Source organism: Enterocloster sp., from assembly GCF_057861365.1.
This window is the reverse complement of the sequence record NZ_DBMACH010000007.1, coordinates 81149-102394: the sequence shown is the minus strand read 5'-3', so window position 1 is coordinate 102394 and position 21246 is coordinate 81149. Positions and strand designations below refer to the sequence as shown.

Below are 21246 nucleotides of genomic sequence, written 5' to 3'. Positions count from 1 at the left end.
TGTATCTGGGGCTGGCCGTCGCGCTAGCGACTTGGTACAATATGATGATATGGCATTTAATTATATCATCGCTGATGCGAAGGGGAGATGGAAACAATGATGATCATGGATAGCAGCAAGCCGCTGTATCTGCAGGTGGAGGCAGATATTAAAAACCGTATCCTGTCGAAGCAGTACATGCCGGGAGATAAGCTTCCGACGGAGAACGAGCTAAGTGACCAGTATAATGTGAGTAAAATCACGATTCGAAAGGCGATACAGAATTTATCCGATGAGGGATATGTCAATAAGGTCCAGGGAAAGGGCACCTTCATCAATTTCAAGAAGGACAAGCTGTATCTGAATAAGACCAGCGGCTTCAAGGAAAGTCTGTCGAGCCTTGGACACGCGTCCAGACACGATATCATCCAGGCATCGTTCCTGAACGCGGATGAGGATATCGCAGAGAAGCTGATGATTCCGATGGGGACGAAGGTCGTCTACATCGAGCGTCTGGTCTGGCAGGATAACGAACCGATCGCGATCGATAAGATCTACATCGAGGATGCCCGCTTCCCGGACTTCATCACGACACTTTCGAAAGATCGCTCGTTCTACCAGGTGATGGATGAGTGCTATCATATCCGGCCGAATCATTCCGTCCTCGAAATCGACGGAAAGGCTGCGCAGAGCCACAGCGCAGATACTCTGAAGTGCAACGTCGGCGACCCGCTGTTTTCGATTCATAAAATCAGCTATGATCAGGATGGTAAGCCGATCCACTACTCGCTGACGACGGTCCGCTGTGATCGCGTCACCTATGTCGTTTCCACAAACGACTCCACGGTCATGGACGAGAAGATCAAGTCGAACTGAGCTTCGATCCACAACAGAAGGACGCTTCAGCCAGAACCAGCACAAACACAATCACAGATTTATCTCCATAAAGTTCAGAAGGGGCACCGACACATCTCGTGTGGTTGCCCCTTCGCTTCGTTTATTTATCGTTTATTTATCTTCTGTTTTTCGTGCTATGAACGGCGTTACGCCATCTCACAAATCTTACTGCGCACGCTGAGCACCATAGATGGTGCGACACTCAGCTCATCGATGCCCATCTCGACGAAACGCTCCGTCAGGGTCGTGTCAGCACCGAGCTCACCGCAGATGCCGGCCCACTTGCCCGCCTTATGCGCGCCATCGATGGTCATCTGAATCATCCGAAGAACCGCCTCATGATGTGGATTATAGAACTCGTCCAGCTTCTCATTCTGGCGATCGATCGCAAGTGTATACTGCGTGAGGTCGTTGGTGCCGATGCTGAAGAAATCGACGAGCTCTGCCAGCTCCTCACAGATCATCACTGCTGCCGGCGTCTCGATCATGATGCCCTGCTCCGGAATCGCATACGGGATTTGCTCCCGCTTGAGTTCTGCCGCCACCTCTGCGACGATCTCACGGATCCGAAGCACCTCATCTACGGAGATGATCATCGGATACATGATGGCGAGGTTTCCGTACTTCGCCGCACGAAGCAGTGCGCGGAGCTGTGTCTTAAACACATCCGGCTGTTTCAGACAGATACGGATCGCGCGATACCCCATCGCCGGGTTATCTTCCTTTCCGAGTCCGAGGTAATCGACGTTCTTATCCGCACCGATGTCGAGCGTTCGGATGATCACCTTCTTTCCGCCCATCGTCTGTAGCACCTGACGGTACGTGTTAAACTGCTCAGTCTCATCCGGCAGCGCGGTCTTTCCGAGATACAGGAACTCACTGCGGAACAGGCCGATGCCCTCCGCGTCATTTTCCTGTACATATGCGACATCTGAAACACTGCCGATGTTTGCATATACGTTTACCTTCCGGCCACTCTTCGTCACCGAAGGACGTCCCTTGTAGTTTGCAAGCAGCCGCTTCTGCTCTGCCGCCCTCGCCTGCATCTCGTGTGCAGCAGCGATGGTTGCCTCATCCGGATCCACGCAGAACACGGCATCCTTGCCATCGACGATGCCCATCGTACCGGAATGGAGACTGTCGAGCTCCACCGGCACACCGATCAGCGCCGGGATGTTCATCATACGCGCGAGGATCGCGGTATGGGAGTTCGTCGAGCCATGGACGGTGACGAACGCAAGGATCTTACGCTTATCCATCTGCACCGTTTCACTCGGTGTCAGGTCATCCGCCACGATGATGGACGGTTCCATATGCGCCCAGTCGAGCTCCTCCTCACCACTCAGATTCCGGATCAGACGATTCGAGATATCCTTCACATCCGCGGAACGTGCCTGCATGTACTCATCATCCATATTCGCGAAGATCTCGGCGAAGTTATCTCCGGTGACCGCCACCGCGTACTCAGCATTGAGCTCCTCCGTCTCGATCATCGAGTGGATCGCATCCTGGTAGTCCTCATCCTCGAGCATCATCTGATGCACCTCGAAGATCTGCGCGTTCACCTCGCCAACCTCCTGAAGCGCCTTCTCATAAAGCGCGCCGAGCTGGGCCTGCGCCTGTTTCTTCGCATCCTCGAGACGCTGGAGCTCTGCCGCTACATCCTCGACATGCTGACGCTTTACGATGCCATCACTCTTCTTCAGAACATTGATCGGACCGATCGCCGTTCCCTTATAAACGGACTTTCCGATGTATTTTTCCATTTCCTGTCCCCTCAGATTCTATATCGATCGATGAATTACAGATTTTCCTGGAAGAACTTCTCGAGTGCCTCGAACGCAGCATCCTCATCCGGACCCTCGACCTGCACGGTCACCTCATCGCCCTGCTTGACGCCCATGCTCATGATGGCGATCAGCTTGCCGGCAGCTGCGGTCTTTCCCTTCGCCGCGAGCGTCGTAGCGCTCTGGAACTTCTTCGCTTCCTTCACCAGCAGTCCGGCGGGTCTCGCATGCAGTCCGAGTTCTTCCTTGATCACATATGTAAATTCTTTCATCTTTATCTATCCTTTCTTTTCACTGCGTGAGCTCATACGTAAGTCCCCTCTGCAAATAAGCGGGATTCCTGCATACGTCACCATGTCATCTAAGTCATCATGTAAATAAGTTCTCATTATAAATAAAACTTCCCGCACGGTATAGTACTTTCCGGATCTCGAATTCACTATGCATGCAGGAAGTCTGGATATTTTTTCAGGGGTATGCCACAGTGCCCTGTGGTATTTTAAAGAAGTGTATCGCTCTGTTTAGAGAATGCCCAGTGCACCCATGACCATGCCGAAGAGGACGATGCCGATCAGCAGGACGTTGGTATTGACCTTCTTCTGAACGAGATTGTAGATGCCCAGCGTAAATACGAACGGAAGCATCTTCGGGATGATGGAATCCAGCATATCCTGGATGACCAGATTCGTACCACCGGTGGAGAAGGTAAGCGGCGTGGTGACGGACACCATGCTGGCTACCATACCGCCGACGACGGCGAGACCGACGATGGATGCGAAGTGCATTACGCGATCCATAAGTCCTTCCTGGTACAGCTTCGCGAGGTATTTATTACCTGACCTGTAGCCGAAGAAGGTTGCATTGTAGGCAAACAGCAATGACGGAATCGCGAACAGCAGTACTGCGAGAATCGGTCCCAGGATGCTGCCCTGCTGTGCGAACGAAAGGCCGATACCGAAGGTGATGATTCGGATGGTTCCCTGGAAGAAGCTGTCACCGATGCCGGCGAACGGCCCCATCAGACTGGTCTTGATCATGGAGATCGACTCGGTCTGGAACTCACCCTCTTCTGAATTTGCGTTCTGCTCCTCCATGGAAGCGGCGAGGCCCATGATAAACGGTGTCAGCTGCGGTGTGCAGTTAAAGAACTCCATATGCCGCTGATACGCTTCCTTTTTTCTCTCCTCATCATCTGCATACAGCTTGTCAAGCACCGGTGCCATGCCATACATGAAGCCCATGTGCATCTGACGCTCATAGTTCCATGAGCACATAATCGCGAGGGAATGCAGGAAGACCTTACGTAAGTCTTTATCGCTTACCTTCTTTAATGCTTTCTGATTTTCCATTATGCATTTGCCCCCTTTCCATACAGAACCTTATCCAGGATGAATGCCAGGATCGCGGCGAACATGGTCACACCGATCAGGCTGAGACCGGAATATGCGACGATCAGGAAGCCGAGAAGGAAGTACGGGAACATCTTCTTCGACAGCATTGAACTCAGCAGCATCGCAAATCCGAGGGCCGATAAGAGGTTACCAGCGACTGTGAGGCCGTTCGTGATGACCTGCGGAATCGCAGCTACCAGGTTCGTAACTAGATCCGTACCGAAGTAAACGGTCAGGAAGATCGGGATGAAGTAAACCAGCGCGTTGAAGCCGAAGGACCACCAGAGGTGGATATGAATCGCCTTCTTGAACTGTCCGTTCTCGATGGCCTTATCCGCTACATGAGAGAACTGCGCGATCACCATACGCATGATGACACTCAGGAACTCGCCAATGACGGCGACCGGAACGGCGAGGGTCAGTGCCGCTTCCGTGGAGGCACCGGAAAGAATCGCAAACGCAGTGGCGATGATACTTCCGAACTGCATGTTTGGTGGTCCGGCTGCTCCGATCGCTACAAATCCCATGGAAATAAGTTCCAGGGATGCACCTAAAATTACACCCTGTCTGACATCGCCTAATACGAGGCCTGCCAGTGTACTCAGGATCAGTGGTCTGCCGATGTTCTGACGTCCGATCAATCTGGAGTCGATGACACCGACGATACCAACTAAACCGAGTAAGATCGCTTTAATCAGCATACGACATCTCCTTTTTTAATTCTCAAATGATGCATGCTCGATCGGGGAGGATGGCACCATCTGAATATAGATCTTCTTTCCCATCGAAATCAGTTCCTGGGTGGCCTTCAGCTCTGCTTCATTTAAGTACACGGCCTTACCGTACTCCTTCGAACCGGCCTTCTTCGCCACACCGCCATAATTGATTTCGGTCACCTCTGGAAGCTCCTTCGCAAGCTGAAGTGCTTCTGCCGGTCCCTTTACGATGATCATGATATTCTTGCTGGCATTCTCATCCACCAGCTTCCGAAGCTGTGAAAACGGAATGATACTAAGCTCACAGTCCACCGGCTTCGCGATGCTGAGCGCCATCATGCTGATCGGATCATTCGGAACCTTATCATCGGCGACGATGATATAGTTGGTGCCTACCTGCTTGGTCCAGGAAAAAATCACCTGGCCATGTAAAAGACGATGATCTACACGAACTAACTTAATCATACATTTCCTCCATTTAAAAAGTTGTTGTACAGTACGATGCTCTGGGCTGCACTCTTACAGGTATCATCGAGGTCCAGCTCCTCCCATGTCGTACCGCTCTTCTTCATTGCCATGATTTCCAGTACCAGCGGGAGATTTACACCCGCGATCAGTTTTCTCGACGAGCTCATGAATGGTAAGGCGGTATTCGCCGGCGATCCTCCCGGAAGGTCCAGAAGGACGACCAGATTCCGATCCTTATATCTCTCCTCGATCGTCGCACGGATTGCTTCTGAAAAGTCATCCAGTGACTCTCCGTTTTCGAACGACAGCGTCCCGAAATCATCCTCGTCGATATCCAGGATCAGCTTCAATGCATCTGCATATCCCTTGCACAATCCTGCATGTGTAATCATCAGCACATCAAATGCATCTTTCATGTTTCGTACCATCCTTACTTAATTCTTCTATGATTGGAACAGCCTCTGATAAAGAGGCGATAATCTTTATGGCCTGTCGCTTCTGGACTTCCGTCGGCGGCATCAGATCCGGCACCATGATGACCGGGATCCTGGCATTCCAGGCTGCCTGGACGCCCACCTTCGAGTCTTCGAAAACCAGTGCATCCTCCGGTGCTGTATTCATCTTCGCAAGCACCTTCAGGTACGCTTCCGGCGAAGGCTTCCGCTCGACGACCTCATCACCACAGCAGATATAGTCAAAGTACTGTATGAGCTGTAAGCGAGTCAGGCGCTCCTCCGTCAGTGATCGACTGGTGGCGGTCGCTACCGCACACGGAAGTCCGGCCTTTTTGATGCAGTTCAGGAGTTCCACGGCACCCGGTTTTGCGGTGAGCTCACGCTCCAGACGCTCTACTCCATGCTGACGGGCGACTTTCATGAATTCCTCTGTGGAGCAGCGTCCACGGAACAACTCTTCCATGTAATCATACACCGGCTGTCCACTGCGACCAACCACATTCAGAAAGTCCTCTCTCTTCCAGTCGTCGATCCCGAAGTCTCTTGCCGTATCATACCATACATCCTGCCATACCCTCTCTGTATCGAGCAGCAGTCCATCTACATCAAAAATAACCAGTTTAAGCGACATATATTTTCCTCTTCGTACTGTATCTTAGTACTGCATCTGCCACATATAACGACGAACATCGAGTGAGTGACCACGCTCGAAGGCGATCGCCTCTACGAAGTGACGGATCACCACGCCGGTAAGGATGGCTGCAACATATGGCTTCGCCTCATCAGCTACCGTAGAAAGATCGAGATCCTTCTGATCGAGTACGAGCAGATCCTCTGTAAACTTCTTTGCGAAGTTCTCTACACGCTCATCGAGGTGTCTGGTGTGACCGATGGACTTTACAAGCATGAATGGAACATCATAATCGGTTACCTCGAACGGGCCATGGAAGTACTCACCGGAGTGGATGCATCCGGAGTTGATCCACTGCATCTCCATGAACCAGCACATCGCGGTGGAGTAAACCTCACCATAGTTGATGCCGCTGCCGATGGTGTAGATGGTCTTCTCACGCTTGTTGCGCTTCGCCCATGCCTTCGCCTGTGCATCGTACTGTGCCTTCGCCTGTGCAGAAAGATCGGTCAGCTTCTCGAGCTCCTTCAGGCATACATCCCACTTCGCATCTGGAGCGAGTACGGAAAGAAGGCTGAAAAGTAAGCCGTAAAGGATACCCTTATTCTTATCAGAATCGCTTACTTCCTTACCCCAGTCATAGTGAACAGGATACTCTGCTGCCTCCCAGAGTGGAGAACCCTCGAGGTTGGATAAGCAGATCGTAAGGGCGCCCTTGGAACGTGCAAGCTTCGTTGCCTCTACGGTCTCCGGTGTGTTTCCGGAATGTGAGCAGGAAATCACGACGGAGTTCTCATTGAGACGCTTCGGCGTATCATATACGAACTCGTTCGCGGTGTATACGTGGGAAGGGATCGAACTCTCCTTATCGAACATATACTGTCCAGCCATAAGCACTGCCTGGGATCCGCCACAAGCGACGAAATAAACCTCATTGACCTCCTTTCTGGCTTTCACTGCCTCAACTGCGGCCTTAATCTGTGATGCATGTAAGTCTCTCATAATTCCTCCTTAAAAATGATAATTGATTATATATCATTATTGGTTTTATAAGTCTTATTATATACATGTAGCACAAATTTGCAAGTACTTTTTTCTTTTTTGTCGGGAGTTTTACACTTCTTTTTTTAGTGTTTTAATACAAATCCTTTATTTAAGCCATTTACGGCTTATTTTTTTGTCAAATTTTATGATTTTTATAGTGCCCGTCTTTAGGATTTAGCACTTTATTTTTTGAGAGTTAATGAAATATATTTTATCCTCAAGTCAGCATATTTGCTGGCTTTTTTCTTTGTTTTAAAAACTTGACAAATTTTCTTTTTTATACTTGCTTTTATGGTGCTATGGTGCTATACTATAAGAGGGTGACTTTTATGGCATATTTTCTTAAAAAAACTAACAACAAAAAAGGTACTTATCTTCAGATTTATTCAAGCTTTTACGATCCTGAACGCAGGCATACTGCCCACAAGGCTTATAAACCTATTGGTTATGTTCATGAGCTTCAGGCAAAGGGCATTGACGATCCTATCTCCTTCTACAAAGAAGAAGTTATCAGACTGAACCAGGAAGCAAATGCTGCAAAAGCCGCAAAAAAAGCGAAGCAGATTTCAGATGATTCGCCGGAAAAACTCATTGGCTATTTCCCGATGAAAAACATTAACGACAAGCTTTCTGTCAAAAAGTATATTGATCTCATGCAGACCGCTACTGACTTCCGCTTTAATGTTTTTGACATGATCTCTGTCCTTGTTTACGCAAGGCTTGTCCAGCCATGTTCAAAATCAAAGACTTATGACGAAGTGATTCCAAAGCTTTTTGAATCCTACGATTTTTCTTTAAACCAGCTCTATGACGGGCTGGAGTATATCGGTTGCGAATACGAAAAGATCATTGAAATCTACAATCATCAGATCCAACAGATGTATCAGTTTGATACCTCTCATACTTACTTTGACTGCACTAACTTTTACTTTGAGATCGACAGGGAAGATGATTTCCGGAAAAAAGGACCTTCCAAGGAAAACAGAAAAGAACCGATTGTTGGTCTGGGACTCCTGCTTGATGCAAATCAGATTCCCATCGGCATGAAGCTGTTTCCGGGCAATCAGAGTGAAAAGCCGGTGATCAGAAATATCATTGATGATTTGAAAAAGAGAAACTCTGTGTCCGGCAGAACCATACAGATCGCCGACAAAGGGTTGAATTGTGCTGAAAATATCTTCCATGCGCTCAAAAATGGGGATGGATATATTTTCTCTAAGTCCGTAAAGATGCTTCCGGAAACGGAAAAGACCTGGGTACTGCTCCCTAATAATTACAGGGATGTAAAAAATGCTGCCGGGGAGACTTTGTATCGCATTAAGGAATGTGTAGATGAATTTGAATATAAATTTACCGAGTCTGAAACAGGCTCTTTAAAAAAGTTCCGGATCACAGAAAAAAGGATTGTTACTTTCAATCCAAAACTTGCCAAAAAACAGATCTACGAAATTAATAAAGAAGTTGAAAAAGCAAGGCTTCTGAAAGCTTCGCAGGCTAAAAAATCCGAGTATGGTGATTCTGCAAAATATGTCATTTTTACTGCTGCAGATAAAAAGGGCAACGACACAGATGGTAAAGTAAAAGTCACCATGAATGAGGAACTCATTCAAAAATCCCTGGAGCTTGCCGGATACAACATGCTGGTCACTTCCGAGATTTCCATGAAAGATAAGGATGTCTACAATGCATACCACAATCTCTGGAGAATAGAAGAATCCTTCCGGATCATGAAGTCACAGCTGGATGCCAGACCGGTATACTTGCAAAAACAGGATACCATTGTTGGACATTTTTTAATCTGCTATCTGGCCGTATTACTGACAAGATTACTGCAGTTCAAGATATTAAAAAATGGTTATAGTTCCGAAGAGCTGTTTGAATTCGTACGTGACTTCAGAGTTGCCAAAATATCAGACAGAAAATATATAAATCTATCGCATGGTACATCATTTATCAGGGAATTGTCAGAGCTGTGCAGCTTACCACTGACATCGTATTTTTTGAACGAAGGAGACATCAAAAAAATGCTAAGCCACAGGTTTTAATCCTTGGCTTAGCACCATGTTTTATACTTCAACTCCGAAAGTCAGGTATTATGCAGAAATAATGTGTGAATGTCAATCAAAAATGACGAACACACATTAAATTACAACAAAATAATGTGCGTTCGTCAAATGAATTATTTAATGCTTCATTTAGCTCCGATCCACCATATCTTTCACCCGGGCACGGAATATACATTTCTCCGCATCAATGGCTGCCACAAAGCAGGAATACTGCCCGCCAATCTTGATGATGATCGGTCCGCCAGTTGTCGGAGATAAACGGTTCGGGTAAAAACAGTATACAGAGATATTGGGGACTCCCGGAATTTTTCCGATCCAGTTTTTCCCCTGCATCTCCACACACTCAATGATAATGTTGCTATGCAGAGGGAAACGTTCCTCGATACCGATCCATTCGGACTTTACACAATCTCTTCTGGAAACCAAAAACCGCGGCTCTTCCTCCGTAGATTTCGTCGTGTACCCTTTAATTTTCACATCAATGATCTTTCCGGAGACCGCCTGCTCCTTGATATTTGCCGCATAGCCATGGATCCATTCCGAATACGGCAGCACTCCCGGAATGGAAAGCCCCAAAATATCAACCACAATGTAATTCTGCAAATCCCGGCACAAAACCACAATGGCCTTTACCTCTAACTCTTCCCCGGCCTCTATAGATTTTTTAATCTTCTCCAAAGCTGCCGGCCTGTATTCCGCCTGCGCGGCCCGGTAGCTTAAATAGACCGTCCTCTCCTCCCGGTCAACTCTGGTGATTTTTACATTATAACACCGTTCCAGGAGATACGTTGCGCCAAAAATTCCCTTATAAAGCGTGGACTCCTCAGTCGGCATGATCAGCTGAACATCCCCGTCATATGCCTGCAGCCCTTTTTCCTTAATTTCCTGGGTAAACCGGATGTCTGTCAAAAGTTCTCCCTTTTCCATCAGGTATTCGTACTGATCCAGTTTTTTCTGGGCTTCTGCCTCCTTAGATTTCGCGGTGCCTCCTAAAAATCCCAATAATTCTAATCCAGTTCCATTCTCACTCATAAATTTGTCCTCTCTTCTTAATTTAATAATATTCCGATCCCCCAGGTAAACAGGAGAAAAAATCCCGGAATTCCCACAATAAATGTCAAAAAAATCCTGCGAAACAACAGCTTGTCCCTCCTCACCAGTAATAGAAGCAAAAAACCAATGACCAGAGAAAAGCCACTCACTGGCAGCGCTAGCATCCGCACCTTTCGGTAAAACTGTTCAAACAGTGCAAAGATCGTTTCCGTGACCCCACCATAAGCGGAACCGCTATAATCCTCCAGTTCCGACATGACGCGGTCATACGCATCCTCCAGCTTCCGTTTCTTTTCCCAGAGTTTTTCATTCATATCCGGAGCATGCAAAGTAATTGCCGGCCATGCCCTGATAAATTTTCCTGTAAAGTATCTGCACCAGGACTTAATCACCATCTGTACTCTCCACTCCTTCCATTCCAATATCCTCAAGATCTGCAAGGTCAGGCAGGTCATTATCACCATCTTGCGGATCCTGGAACACCTGACCAGTAAATGCCTTCATAAGTGGCGTTCCCGCCTTGATCGGTATGCTGGCAGCCACACTTCCCAAATCCGAAGCATTGATGAAGAAGCTATCATCAAATTCTGTCTGCACGATCTCTTTTTGAACCATGTCCCCACTTATCAGCTGACCGGCCGGAATGTCGGTTTGCGCATAATATACCTCATGCTCCAGGGCCTTTAATTCCTTTTCTTTCTTTTGCAGTTCATCTTCCGCCTGCCTGTTTTCTTCCTCAAGTCCTGTAATGAATGTATCTGCCTTCGTAACCATCCGGTTGTACCTGTTGTTTGCACTGCAGGCCGATACCATAAATCCCATGCATGCCACTAACAGCGCTCCCATCACTATCTGGATACCAAATTTTTTAAAGTCCCGCGGCCGTTCTGAAAAACGCTGCTCAACGGAATCGCTCTTTTTATATTTTTCTTCCTTATATGTACCATCCAGAAGTTTTAAAAAGATCTGTCTGCATGCTTTTCCTGGATAAAATGGATTACTCTCATATGGAATTGCTGCAAGGATCGTATTTTCCGGCATAAGTTCCTTTACATCTCCCAAGTCCGAACCGCCACAGTGGGAACTGATCAGTACCCTGCACTCATCTTCCCCAGGCATTCCCTTTATATCTTTTAAAAGTTCTTTTAATTCATGCTGTTTCCATTCTGCCTTTGATGTTACAATGAAGCGGTTTTGCATCCTCGCATACACATGAAAGATCGTTTCCTGGTCCAGACACCCAAAATCATAGACAATAAAATCATATAAGGGCTTATAGTCCAGCTGGAATTTCTGGAGTGGAACATGGTAATAGTAATCCAGCGTTCCGATTGCAAACTTTGTGATCCCATCCACCTGCTCTTCCTCCCGCTCCTGGCGGCAGAGTTGCTCAAAGCATCCATCCGCATCATCCAGTTCAACGATCGCAGCGCGCTTTCCCTCATGTGCCAATGTATTGGCAAGAAGAATGGAAATGGTTGTGCATCCAACCCCTATGTTGGTCGCCATAACCCCGATCTCACATGCCTGTCTCTTTGCCGGTTTACGTTCTGTCGGTTCCTCCTGTTTTCTTTTAAAAAATCGCCGTATTGCTTTATTCTTCGGCTGCTCTTCCCCTCCCGTATCCGCTTTTTCACCTGCCTCCTCTTTCTCTGGCTGACCGGAGGGCTTATAAAGGTATGCGTACTGTTCTTCCGCCATCTGACAGATCAGGGCAAAGCGCGGCTCCCGTTTTAACATTTCACATATAGGATCCGGGAGCTGGCAGACGATAGATGCCACCTGACTGGCCGGAATTCCATTTACCAGTACAGACATCCGCTGGATCAGGTCCGTGTACGATCCGTCATATTCCAAAAGATACTGGATACTGGCATTCACGTCCATATTGCGATACTGGACCACATGGTCCCCTCCGGCGACCCCGTAATAAGCCCGGGCCTCTTTTTTCGTCCGGCCGTTGCAGTACCATTCTGCGATTTTTTCAAAACTGGCATCTTCCTGGTAAACCGCCGTGTATATCCCCAGGCTTTCAATTTCCTTCATATAGTCGCTGCCACGCATTTCAGAAACTACCACGAACACCTGTAAATCACCTTCCGCCGTAGAGCAGATCTGATCAATGTCGCGCGGGGAAAGTTTTTCCTGATCCTGGTACTGGCTGAGTACCACCGCGTGTATTTGTGGATTGGCCCGGACAGACCGGATCACACTGTCTTTTCCAGAGCGAAATTCTATTCTGTGGACCGTGACTCCGCGTTTTGCAAATACACTCCGAAGTTCTTCTGCTACCGAATCGCCATCCCCGCTCATTTCCGTTGCGATCAGAAGGTCTAATTCCTTTTCCATACTCACCTCTTTCTGCCAAATAGTCTGCGCAAAAATCCTCCAGAACATTTTTCTGGTTTCTCCAGTTCTTCATCTACCGCGACTGCTGCCCTGGCAAGTGTTCTGATTTCTTTTGAAAACAGGGACCCTTTGTCACTTGATGCTGCTTCCCCGACATTCGCAAAACTTCTGGCATCCTGATTTGTATGTATGATACAGGTCGGTTCCATAGTTAGGATCCTGGCCACATGGGATATTCCAAGCTCGCATTTTTTATCATCAAGCGGCACCTGGTTTATAACCATCCGGATATTAGATTTATCTATCCGAAATTCACTAAGCACATCCAGGAAATTGCGGGCGTCCTGCACTGTGGATGTATCCAGGGAAAGGATCAGCAGGATCAGATCCGATTTTTCCAGGGGAATGACGGTCGTATCCTTTAATGTATTGCAATTGTCAACCAGAATCAGATCATAATCGCAGCGCCTCAGATTATCCATAATCGCCTCTGCAATCTCACAATCCAGACGCGCCGCTTCCATTGCATTATCACTTCCGGCCAGGATATGGATCTGCTCATCGTATTCGATTACATATCTGGATACGATGTCCGCCGGCGAATATGCAGGAATGTATCCCAGCCGCTCCCTATCGTTACAGATCCGTTTCACCCAGTCCATTACATTGGGCGATGGGCAGATACCAAACGCACTGTCCACATCCCCAAATTCCCAGTCCGCATCAAGCACCAAAATTTTAAGCCGTTTCCCATTTCTCTTCATGTTCGATAGGACATGGGCTAATTCCCTCACAATGGTAGATTTCCCTACGCCACCTTTGGGGGAATATACAGAGATCATCTGCTGCAATGACACGTTAGTAACCGGCTGGCTTAAACCAATCTGTTTATAGGTCCGCCGCACTGCCCTGTTTATCGTATGAGTTGGCGTTAGATCCTCTTCCGCCGGCATACGTCTGATAACGTTCTGCGGTTCCCGTGTTTCTGGAATGGGTTCTACCAAAGCTTTTCTACCGGCAGTCACTGTGGGTTTGGGTTCCTGTGTCTGGATATCCGGCAAAAGGTCTGGCATTTTTTCTGTTTTGGCCGCAGCTGGTTCTGTTCTTAACGCTTCCTCTGCTTTCTCTACTGCCTCTACAGAAATCTCTTTGCCCGTTTTTTCAGCAGTATTTTCGTTGACTGCCTGGGCAATTTCTTCTTCATCAGCTTTTTCTTCTGCTGCTTCTGAAACCGCCTGCGCTGCCCCATCGTCAGTCACAGTTGCAGGGGCCTTCAGCAAAATATCCGGCGACATATCCTGTTTTATCTGCTCTTTTATATGGACATCTTCACTATTAAACAGATCCTCAAATTCACCAAAAAAGTCCTCCGGAAGGATCGCATCCAGTTTTTCCTGTACAGACGGTTCTTTTTCCTCTGCTTTCTCTATTACGGATTCATTTTCCTGAACAGGCGGTTGAGTGGCTGCCCTATTGACCGCCAATCTTTCCTGGTCTGCCATCCTGTCCAGATTTTCATGATCCGCAGCCGTTTCCTTTAATAAGTTCGAAGTCCGAACTGGTCTTGCCATAATCTACCTCCAAAAAATTGCATTCAGAAACGGAAGATACTCCCGCAGCTGTGTGATCAGTGCGATCCCGATTTCCACCATTTCTTTGCGCGGTCCCGGGAAACATACGGACGAAAGCCCAAGCAGGCAGAACCCGACAAAAATAGTGGCTGCAAAAAACCGCACAATCTGCCCGGCTGCCTGGATTATAACGGAGAACGTATCGGGATGCTCCACAATGATGATATCCGTTGAATCCTGCAGGCCATGCTGCGCTTTCAACCGTTCCGTCTCCAGACTTTTTCGTTTCAACCGTTTCTGTTTTCTCTTTTGTGTCCTTTTTGTAAATACGTTCATACTCCTCCGCTAAAACAATAAATGTTTACTCCTTAAATATTTTTCCATCCGGCCACGCTCGTCTTCCCGCAGCCGGTCTTCCACTGCCTGCTGATATGCGATCTGATCCACACGCTCCGGAGCATCCAGACTATCCAGTATCGTGTTCGTATACTGCATAAAAGCTGTTTCAATGATCTGCTCATTCGCAACCGCACGCTCCTCTTTTGTGGCATTTACCATGCTGTTTTTAAGCCCTGAATAAACCTGCCTTGCGCTCACCGCGCTGTCCGTATACGCATGGTGCATGGTTCTGCGAAATTCCGGCTTCTGGATTTCTGCCTCATAGAATTGCTGCATGATTGCCGCGTCTTCATCCGAAACCGTGTCTGCATAGGTTACCTGTGGCCCAGACTGTACTCCCGCATCTTTTCCTACTGCTTCCACATCTGACTGGTAAGACGGCTGTTCCTTTGATCCCGGCCCGGAAACCGTCTCTACAGATGACGGATTATTATCCTGTGACTGGGATACGGTCGTAACAGTCGGCTTTGATGAGGAATGTACATTCACTTCCAACATTTTTTGCGGTTCTTCTTCGTAAACATTCAGTCCTTCCGGATTGTTTCTGTAGGCTTCTGCCTTGTCTTTCAGGATCGTTGCTCCTTTCTGCAGCAGCGGGCCGCCCCTTCTTACAAGTTCGACACCGCCTTCATACACCGGTTCGGCCAGAACTTCGCCTAAAACACCTCCGGCATTTGCGCCCATTGCGCCGCCTATGGCTGTCATCTGCATCTTTGCTGCCGGAGAACTGAATGCGGTCATGGCCATCCCGGCCGTTGCTCCAAAGGTCATCCCGGCCATGGTGCCTGCCGCGGTTGTCGCACCTCTCACCCTGGTCTTTGCGGCTCTTTCCCGGTACAGCGCCGCTTTCCGTTCCAGGGATATATTCTTAAACTGCGGAGACTCAAAATTATCAATGGTTGCATATTGATCCAGTATTTCCTGCTCTTCTTGTGATATACCACTTCCTAGTCCGCTCACACCGCCTCCAAAGCTGCTTCTGGATGGTGAAATCGCACTCCGGGCCCTGGCCGACAGAGCATCAATACGTCCAATTTCCTCCTTCGTCCGGGCATTCTCACCGCGGAGCCTGGACTGTTCTTCCATACGGATGGACCGCGAATGCTCCGCTTCGCCAATTCCCTGATCCAGTTCCCGGATCCTCGCATATCCATCCACCGATGGGGTATCCCCCCGTTTTTTCTGTTCATTCTGCTCCGCCTGGATCGCCTGTTTTTCAGCCTTCATAGACGCAATCTGTTCATTATCCATGGCAATTTCTTCCCCAATGGACGCAATTTTAGAATCATTGGAGCGGATATCCTCATTTAAAGAATCCTTCTTTCTTCCGATGGCATCAATACCACTGGCAATATTCTGCGCGGTCGCTGCTGCCTGGGCATGAGGGCTTTTCTCATGTATGTCCTCTTTCGGTGTAGGCCGATAGCCAAAAGCGAAGGATGTATCCGCATCATCCTCATTCAAATCCGGATGATTGCCTATGATATCTTCCATTTCACTCTGGAGTTCCTCGCCCTTATTTACATCTTCCAGGTCTTTCTTTTTCTGAACATCTGCTAGATCATCCATCATATCCGCGTTCCTCTTATCGGATTTTGCGTCAGAGGACGCATGAGCCAGCGCACCGGCCGCTGCTCCAATCCCGCTTCCAATGGATCGCATCAGGCTTGTGGCCCCCATAATGGTTCCAAACCCGGCAAGCTCCATTCCCATTCCATTTCCGATATGAAGAAACCCACGGATGACCCCCCGCGCCGGTATGATACAGCCACAGATAATGAGTGCAATCAGGGCATAACCTTTGCTTTCCTGGGCCGTCCCGATGATCATAAAAAACATGGGGATGAGCAGCAGGCAGGAATCAATCACCGGGTTTAATAAAATTCCAAGCACCTGCCGCATCCAGTTGGATATCGTTCCCCGCTCGACCATTTCAAACAATGCAGCAAACGGGAACAACAGCACCAAAACCACCATGCAGACGGCAGCGGAAATATAGCAGACTGCCAGGTACGCCTGATAAACGACCGCGCCTACATATAATATCGAATTAATAAACACGACCTTACCGTTGGGCTTTGCCATTGCACGGAACTGGCTGATCAGGTTGTAGTCTCCTCCCGAACCAAAGAAAAAGGCATAGGAATTATCCCCCATGTTGACGCCGGAGCCAACACTGTCCGCCACCTTAAGGATCATCGACTGGCTTCCAGTCATGAGCGCATGGAGCATGGCATCTCTCAGGTATAAAGCAATTCCCAAAAGCTGCGGGAACAGAATAAAACCGATGCTGCTGGCAACAAATAGTTTTGTCATGCCCAGCAGCCGTTCCTTGACCCGCGGATTGCCATTTGAGTAGAGGAAACCAACCAGGTAGTATAAGAATACTGGCACCATAAGCGTAAAAACCAGGTTCCGCAGGTACCCATACATCGCCATACCCACCAGGCCATATATGTTGCCGGTCCCCATGTCAAAGGAAAACAGCGCCACGTCCCCAGTACGGGCAGAGGCACCTCCCACTCTTCCGAATATGATCGCGTTTAAGTCACACCCAAAAGAAGTCAGCAAAAAATTCAGCCCGTCACCAATTCCTATACAAAACTCCCCCAGCAGTTCGGCGAAAATTCCTCCGTCCAGCATGTCCGGTGTACTGGAATCAGGTGCGTCCCCGGCGGAATCATAAATACTCTGGTCCGCACGGTCCGTCCACGGCCCATCCGCATAAGAAGATACCGGTGCCATGCAGAATGTAAGTACAAATATAAGAAGCAGCAGCTGGATTGTTTTTCTGCTGATGTTCTGCATATGTTTCATTTGCTTCATGCCCCCTGTTTCATCCTTGCGTGTTCTGCAATCTTTTCTACGTCTGTTTCCACTACATCAAACTCGCTGTCTTTTAGATAATCCGCCTGGATGAACACTGCGCGCTTCGTAGGAATGTCAACCAGACATAGCTCTCCATATTTTTTCGCCTCGGATGTACCGCCCAGATTAAGTACCGTATCTACCTGGGACTGGGTAAGGTTTGTAGTATCTTTGATGTACTGCCCATCCAGATAGTTATGGCGAAACAGCATAAAGGTCTCCGTGGATTTTAAGATTTCCTCTGTATCCTGGTATTTTGCAAAGTCCTTTACGGACTGGAGGATCAGCCATGGAGCTGTATGACGTTTACGCGCTACGCGGTATAGGGCATTCTCAAACATGCGTGCTCCTTCAAATTTCAGGATACGGTGTGCCTCATCGGTGGACACTATGAGTTTCCGGGCCTTATTCGGATTGGTAGAGTTTTTCTTGATAAAGTTTTCTTCAATATAAGACTGCACGACCATGATCATGTTAATACGCTCCGTCTCATCTGTGATCTGCGACAGATCAAAATTATGAAACGGCAGCGACATATCAATAGAAAGCGTGGACTGGCAATCTAGGTATGCCTGACTGCCATGAATTTCCCGCAGATAATAGATCTTGCCTTCTTCATGATTATTACAGACATGGGCACCTCTCTCGGTTCTTTTTAATGTGGACAGCTCTTCTCTTGTGAATTCCTTCATGCAATGAGGACAGTAATACATTTCACGCACGCGATCCTCAAATATATCCAACAGGAGGGAGAACGCGTTTTCTTTGAAGTTGTCCACATTCTCCCGCGCATCCAATAATATTGCACGATAAAAATCATGCATCTGGGGCAGCCGCTTCTTTCTCCGCCCTGACCCAAAGGATCCTCCGGATGCTGGCACCGTTTCATAAAGAGACGCTGCATCCTTGTCCCGAAGGCCGCAGTCAGCATAGATTTTCCTTACATTCTTTGAAATAATGGATTTAATGCGGGAATATTCCGTCGGCTCAAATTCACCAACCATGCCATTGGTCGTAAAGCTGGTTGCCAGTACCATCAGGATATTCGTCATGTCCACGATCTTTTCTTCCAGATATAGTGTTGGTATCTCCTCTCCGGTTGCTCGGTTATATTCATACTCATCGCTAATCTCGAAAAAATTAAGTTGGGAGTCGGAATAATTGGAGATCAGATAATTGACTCCGCCTACAGCTTCCGCCACTATGGAATACTCACCTCTCTTTCCATCGCCAGGGAGAGGTTCATAGTCAATATTCGCAATATGCACGCCGAAATCCACCTGTCTGGAAAAAAGCTGCTTCACGGTTGCCGACTTTCCGTATCCGGACTGCCCCGCGATCACGGCTCCGTAGGAAAAATGAGTCTTATCAAACGGGTCAAACGTAACCGGCATTCCACTGAAGATAGACCTCCCAAATACGCAGCCCTTTTCGTGAAAATATTCGCTCGTCGTGTGGTTAAAGATCAGGGATAAATATGCCTGGCTTAAAATATGTCCCTTGATCGGCTTTTTACTCACACTCAGATTTTTACCGACAGATATTTTTGCTTCAAATATCTCATTAAGTGGGAGGGATGTTAAAAAAGCTTCCTTATGCATCGCATAGCAGGAACGGAAACCGATCCCCTTTCCCCTGGAAATAAACTCTGAAATCCGCTCTGTTAAAAGCTTTAAGCTTTCCGCGCGGATCAGGAATAGAAAATATGTTTCAAACAGGGTTGACTGGTCAGAGTCGATCTGTCTGGCCCACCGCTCTGCATCCGCAATCTTTCCATCCAAAACTCTCAGCCGGTTTCTGTCCCGTTCCCCAGACCGCTCCATATCCAGTGACCGGATCCGGCGATTGATCTTTTTCTGGGATTCCTCTAAGAGCGGGTCTATGATGACCGAAGACTCAACATAGTCCATATTGAAGATCCCGGCAAAACTATGAGCAAACCGGCCCTCTACCGGAAGTTTGTCGATATAGAGACCGGCATAGTAAAGTTCAATCCCGTTATCATCCAGTGTCATGTAAGATACCGGCATGGTATTTACGCCATCCGGCGCAAGCACCTGTAAAATCCCGGCACGCTCTTTTATAGGCTTTGGCACATTCTTCGTCCCGCTATGAAAAACAGTACCTCCTGTTTTCTCTTCCGCCTCTTCTTTTTTCTGCTTTTTCTTAGACCAGATATGTACGATCAGTAACGTCACGCCCGACAAAACGCAGATGCACAGACTGAACATCATAAGAAAATCAACCATTTTGCAGTCCTCCGTATAACATTTCATCAATCAGTTCGTCCGTAAAGGATTCCTCTAAATCCGTGTCCTCCCGGTACGGCATGATCCGGCTGTCCCAATTGGACTCCAGCAGATCATCATAGCGGAACCTGTTTCCAGTAATCGGGTGATAATGCGTATGGAGTATATTAAAGAGTTCCGCTTTACTGCATGGCACCGCTTTTACATCACATTCTGCCAGGTTGTGAAGCAGCTTTTTGATATCTTCTTTTAAATGTTTTGTAGCTTCCTGATACAGTTCCTCTTTCGTTAGGACCGTTGCCAGGTCCGGCGGAGCGCTCCAGGAAAGTACATATGTTTGAATAAGGTTCTGCCTAGCTGCATCCGGTCCTGACACTTTCGCGATATAGGCTAACTGGCTTTCCACATGACGGATGCGCCAACTGTATGCTTTTATCTTTTTCTGGAGCAGGAGCAGTTGTTTGGAACGCTCCCGGGTTTCTGCGGAATCAAAATCACTCTTTACCGTTTCAAATTCTTTCCGGAGAGCTTTATAATCTTCATTCGTCTCAAAAAGCATGTCCTGAAGACCGGTTAAGATCTTCTCATATTCCCGGACAGTGCCATCCATGTTAATGTCTTCCCCATATATGCGGTATGTAACCCTGGACGTAAATTCTGAAATAAAGGCAGCATAATTATTTTTGACCCTTACTTTTTCCCCAATCGGCTTTGTGTAAAAGTCGCTGCCACCGCATTTTAGTACCACAACAAATTTCTTCCCACCATTTGTCACGATGACCCCCGGCCCGATCTCATCAATCGGTACCAGTTCATCCGTCTGGGAAAACAACCCTCTTTCTTCTGTTTCTGCCTTTTTTGTCTTTAAGTTCTTTTTTCTCATCCGGATAAGCCAGATAGCAGCTATTCCCAGAACCAGAATGGTCAGTCCTAAAAACGCAGCCGTAAGCCTGGTAAGATGATTGATACTTTCCATCTAGAATTCTTCCTCCCATTCCGTGTCTTTGTAATAAGTTCTGCGATTTAACCGATGCGCAATCAGGCTGATGATAAGCTCATCTGCAGTACGTCCGCCAAATGCCAGCAGGGAACTTCCAAAATCAGGGACCGGAAATGTGACCCCGATAAAAAGTCCTGCCTCAAGCATCACGCCAAACCACACGCCCAGAAAAGCCAGGTGGAGCATTGCCGTGATTTTAAAAAGAAGATAGGCAATCACCCCGCCGCCCAGGCACACCAGTAATGATTTGTTTGAAAAGATCCACCATTTTGTCACATCTGTAAAATCCGGTGGTCTAAGTTCTGTCAGCTGATCCATGCCAT

Annotated in this window: 19 protein-coding genes; 2 read left to right on the top strand and 17 right to left on the bottom strand. The window is 47.8% G+C overall.

Features of this window, described 5'->3' with window-relative positions:
• The first annotated feature begins 96 nt into the window (after positions 1–96).
• Positions 97–855, top strand: a complete 759-nt coding sequence (locus ACZM6M_RS09460; RefSeq protein ID WP_243034890.1) for a GntR family transcriptional regulator — start codon at positions 97–99, stop codon at positions 853–855.
• 167 nt (positions 856–1022) lie between these two features.
• Here ACZM6M_RS09460 and ptsP read toward each other — a convergent pair whose 3' ends face one another.
• From ptsP to ACZM6M_RS09420, 8 genes are all read right to left on the bottom strand, one after another.
• Complete coding sequence (ptsP, locus tag ACZM6M_RS09455) at positions 1023–2642, bottom strand: phosphoenolpyruvate--protein phosphotransferase (protein WP_008704980.1); 1620 nt, start codon at positions 2640–2642, stop codon at positions 1023–1025.
• A gap of 35 nt (positions 2643–2677) precedes the next feature.
• On the bottom strand, positions 2678–2935 hold the full coding sequence (locus tag ACZM6M_RS09450; RefSeq protein WP_008704982.1) for an HPr family phosphocarrier protein: 258 nt from the start codon (positions 2933–2935) through the stop codon (positions 2678–2680).
• 249 nt (positions 2936–3184) lie between these two features.
• The gene (locus ACZM6M_RS09445) at positions 3185–4012 is read right to left on the bottom strand and encodes a PTS system mannose/fructose/sorbose family transporter subunit IID (RefSeq protein WP_054355261.1); all 828 of its coding nucleotides are present in this window, start codon (positions 4010–4012) and stop codon (positions 3185–3187) included.
• A complete protein-coding gene (locus tag ACZM6M_RS09440) occupies positions 4012–4755 on the bottom strand; it encodes a PTS mannose/fructose/sorbose/N-acetylgalactosamine transporter subunit IIC (RefSeq protein ID WP_178301358.1) in 744 nt (247 codons plus the stop codon). The genes ACZM6M_RS09445 and ACZM6M_RS09440 overlap by 1 nt, the downstream gene beginning before the upstream one ends.
• A gap of 15 nt (positions 4756–4770) precedes the next feature.
• On the bottom strand, positions 4771–5235 hold the full coding sequence (locus tag ACZM6M_RS09435) for a PTS sugar transporter subunit IIB (RefSeq protein ID WP_008704986.1): 465 nt from the start codon (positions 5233–5235) through the stop codon (positions 4771–4773).
• Entirely contained in the window at positions 5232–5654 is a 423-nt protein-coding gene (locus ACZM6M_RS09430) for a PTS sugar transporter subunit IIA (protein WP_243107766.1), read from the bottom strand. The genes ACZM6M_RS09435 and ACZM6M_RS09430 overlap by 4 nt, the downstream gene beginning before the upstream one ends.
• Positions 5638–6324 (bottom strand): HAD family hydrolase, encoded by a 687-nt coding sequence (locus tag ACZM6M_RS09425; RefSeq protein ID WP_008705000.1) that lies wholly within the window; start codon positions 6322–6324, stop codon positions 5638–5640. The genes ACZM6M_RS09430 and ACZM6M_RS09425 overlap by 17 nt, the downstream gene beginning before the upstream one ends.
• A gap of 24 nt (positions 6325–6348) precedes the next feature.
• Entirely contained in the window at positions 6349–7326 is a 978-nt protein-coding gene (locus tag ACZM6M_RS09420; protein WP_118300514.1) for an SIS domain-containing protein, read from the bottom strand.
• A 371-nt stretch (positions 7327–7697) separates the two neighbouring features.
• Between ACZM6M_RS09420 and ACZM6M_RS09415 the strand changes: the two genes are divergently transcribed.
• On the top strand, positions 7698–9413 hold the full coding sequence (locus ACZM6M_RS09415) for an IS1634 family transposase (RefSeq protein ID WP_489490236.1): 1716 nt from the start codon (positions 7698–7700) through the stop codon (positions 9411–9413).
• A 150-nt stretch (positions 9414–9563) separates the two neighbouring features.
• Here the strand turns inward: ACZM6M_RS09415 and ACZM6M_RS09410 are convergent, their stop codons facing one another.
• Genes ACZM6M_RS09410 through ACZM6M_RS09370 form a run of 9 tightly spaced genes read right to left on the bottom strand, consistent with a single transcriptional unit; the run spans position 9564 to position 21241 of the window.
• Positions 9564–10466 (bottom strand): hypothetical protein, encoded by a 903-nt coding sequence (locus ACZM6M_RS09410; protein WP_118563621.1) that lies wholly within the window; start codon positions 10464–10466, stop codon positions 9564–9566.
• 17 nt (positions 10467–10483) lie between these two features.
• Positions 10484–10882, bottom strand: a complete 399-nt coding sequence (locus tag ACZM6M_RS09405; RefSeq protein WP_118656927.1) for a hypothetical protein — start codon at positions 10880–10882, stop codon at positions 10484–10486.
• On the bottom strand, positions 10872–12836 hold the full coding sequence (locus tag ACZM6M_RS09400; protein ID WP_118740910.1) for an SAF domain-containing protein: 1965 nt from the start codon (positions 12834–12836) through the stop codon (positions 10872–10874). Before ACZM6M_RS09400 ends, ACZM6M_RS09405 begins: the two co-directional genes overlap by 11 nt.
• 2 nt (positions 12837–12838) lie before the next feature.
• The gene (locus ACZM6M_RS09395; RefSeq protein ID WP_489490235.1) at positions 12839–14407 is read right to left on the bottom strand and encodes a CpaE/TadZ family protein; all 1569 of its coding nucleotides are present in this window, start codon (positions 14405–14407) and stop codon (positions 12839–12841) included.
• A 3-nt stretch (positions 14408–14410) separates the two neighbouring features.
• Positions 14411–14743 carry a hypothetical protein gene (locus tag ACZM6M_RS09390; RefSeq protein WP_489490234.1) on the bottom strand — a complete coding sequence of 111 codons (333 nt, stop codon included), beginning with the start codon at positions 14741–14743 and terminating at the stop codon, positions 14411–14413.
• A gap of 9 nt (positions 14744–14752) precedes the next feature.
• Positions 14753–17632, bottom strand: a complete 2880-nt coding sequence (locus tag ACZM6M_RS09385; protein ID WP_489490232.1) for a hypothetical protein — start codon at positions 17630–17632, stop codon at positions 14753–14755.
• On the bottom strand, positions 17629–19923 hold the full coding sequence (locus ACZM6M_RS09380) for a hypothetical protein (RefSeq protein ID WP_489490230.1): 2295 nt from the start codon (positions 19921–19923) through the stop codon (positions 17629–17631). The genes ACZM6M_RS09385 and ACZM6M_RS09380 overlap by 4 nt, the downstream gene beginning before the upstream one ends.
• Entirely contained in the window at positions 19916–20899 is a 984-nt protein-coding gene (locus ACZM6M_RS09375) for a hypothetical protein (RefSeq protein ID WP_178774133.1), read from the bottom strand. Before ACZM6M_RS09375 ends, ACZM6M_RS09380 begins: the two co-directional genes overlap by 8 nt.
• Entirely contained in the window at positions 20900–21241 is a 342-nt protein-coding gene (locus ACZM6M_RS09370) for a hypothetical protein (protein ID WP_118697019.1), read from the bottom strand.
• Positions 21242–21246: the final 5 nt, after the last annotated feature.

Excerpts from the sequence above, each read along its gene's own strand:
- ACZM6M_RS09375 (WP_178774133.1), bottom strand. The coding sequence starts at position 20,899 with ATGGAAAGTATCAATCATCTTACCAGGCTTACGGCTGCGTTTTTAGGA.
- ACZM6M_RS09440 (WP_178301358.1), bottom strand. The coding sequence starts at position 4,755 with ATGCTGATTAAAGCGATCTTACTCGGTTTAGTTGGTATCGTCGGTGTC.
- ACZM6M_RS09460 (WP_243034890.1), top strand. The coding sequence starts at position 97 with ATGATGATCATGGATAGCAGCAAGCCGCTGTATCTGCAGGTGGAGGCA.
- ptsP (WP_008704980.1), bottom strand. The coding sequence starts at position 2,642 with ATGGAAAAATACATCGGAAAGTCCGTTTATAAGGGAACGGCGATCGGT.
- ACZM6M_RS09415 (WP_489490236.1), top strand. The coding sequence starts at position 7,698 with ATGGCATATTTTCTTAAAAAAACTAACAACAAAAAAGGTACTTATCTT.
- ACZM6M_RS09435 (WP_008704986.1), bottom strand. The coding sequence starts at position 5,235 with ATGATTAAGTTAGTTCGTGTAGATCATCGTCTTTTACATGGCCAGGTG.
- ACZM6M_RS09450 (WP_008704982.1), bottom strand. The coding sequence starts at position 2,935 with ATGAAAGAATTTACATATGTGATCAAGGAAGAACTCGGACTGCATGCG.
- ACZM6M_RS09400 (WP_118740910.1), bottom strand. The coding sequence starts at position 12,836 with ATGGAAAAGGAATTAGACCTTCTGATCGCAACGGAAATGAGCGGGGAT.
- ACZM6M_RS09410 (WP_118563621.1), bottom strand. The coding sequence starts at position 10,466 with ATGAGTGAGAATGGAACTGGATTAGAATTATTGGGATTTTTAGGAGGC.
- ACZM6M_RS09385 (WP_489490232.1), bottom strand. The coding sequence starts at position 17,632 with ATGAAGCAAATGAAACATATGCAGAACATCAGCAGAAAAACAATCCAG.
- ACZM6M_RS09380 (WP_489490230.1), bottom strand. The coding sequence starts at position 19,923 with ATGGTTGATTTTCTTATGATGTTCAGTCTGTGCATCTGCGTTTTGTCG.
- ACZM6M_RS09445 (WP_054355261.1), bottom strand. The coding sequence starts at position 4,012 with ATGGAAAATCAGAAAGCATTAAAGAAGGTAAGCGATAAAGACTTACGT.
- ACZM6M_RS09395 (WP_489490235.1), bottom strand. The coding sequence starts at position 14,407 with ATGGCAAGACCAGTTCGGACTTCGAACTTATTAAAGGAAACGGCTGCG.
- ACZM6M_RS09430 (WP_243107766.1), bottom strand. The coding sequence starts at position 5,654 with ATGAAAGATGCATTTGATGTGCTGATGATTACACATGCAGGATTGTGC.
- ACZM6M_RS09425 (WP_008705000.1), bottom strand. The coding sequence starts at position 6,324 with ATGTCGCTTAAACTGGTTATTTTTGATGTAGATGGACTGCTGCTCGAT.
- ACZM6M_RS09405 (WP_118656927.1), bottom strand. The coding sequence starts at position 10,882 with ATGGTGATTAAGTCCTGGTGCAGATACTTTACAGGAAAATTTATCAGG.
- ACZM6M_RS09390 (WP_489490234.1), bottom strand. The coding sequence starts at position 14,743 with ATGAACGTATTTACAAAAAGGACACAAAAGAGAAAACAGAAACGGTTG.
- ACZM6M_RS09420 (WP_118300514.1), bottom strand. The coding sequence starts at position 7,326 with ATGAGAGACTTACATGCATCACAGATTAAGGCCGCAGTTGAGGCAGTG.
- ACZM6M_RS09370 (WP_118697019.1), bottom strand. The coding sequence starts at position 21,241 with ATGGATCAGCTGACAGAACTTAGACCACCGGATTTTACAGATGTGACA.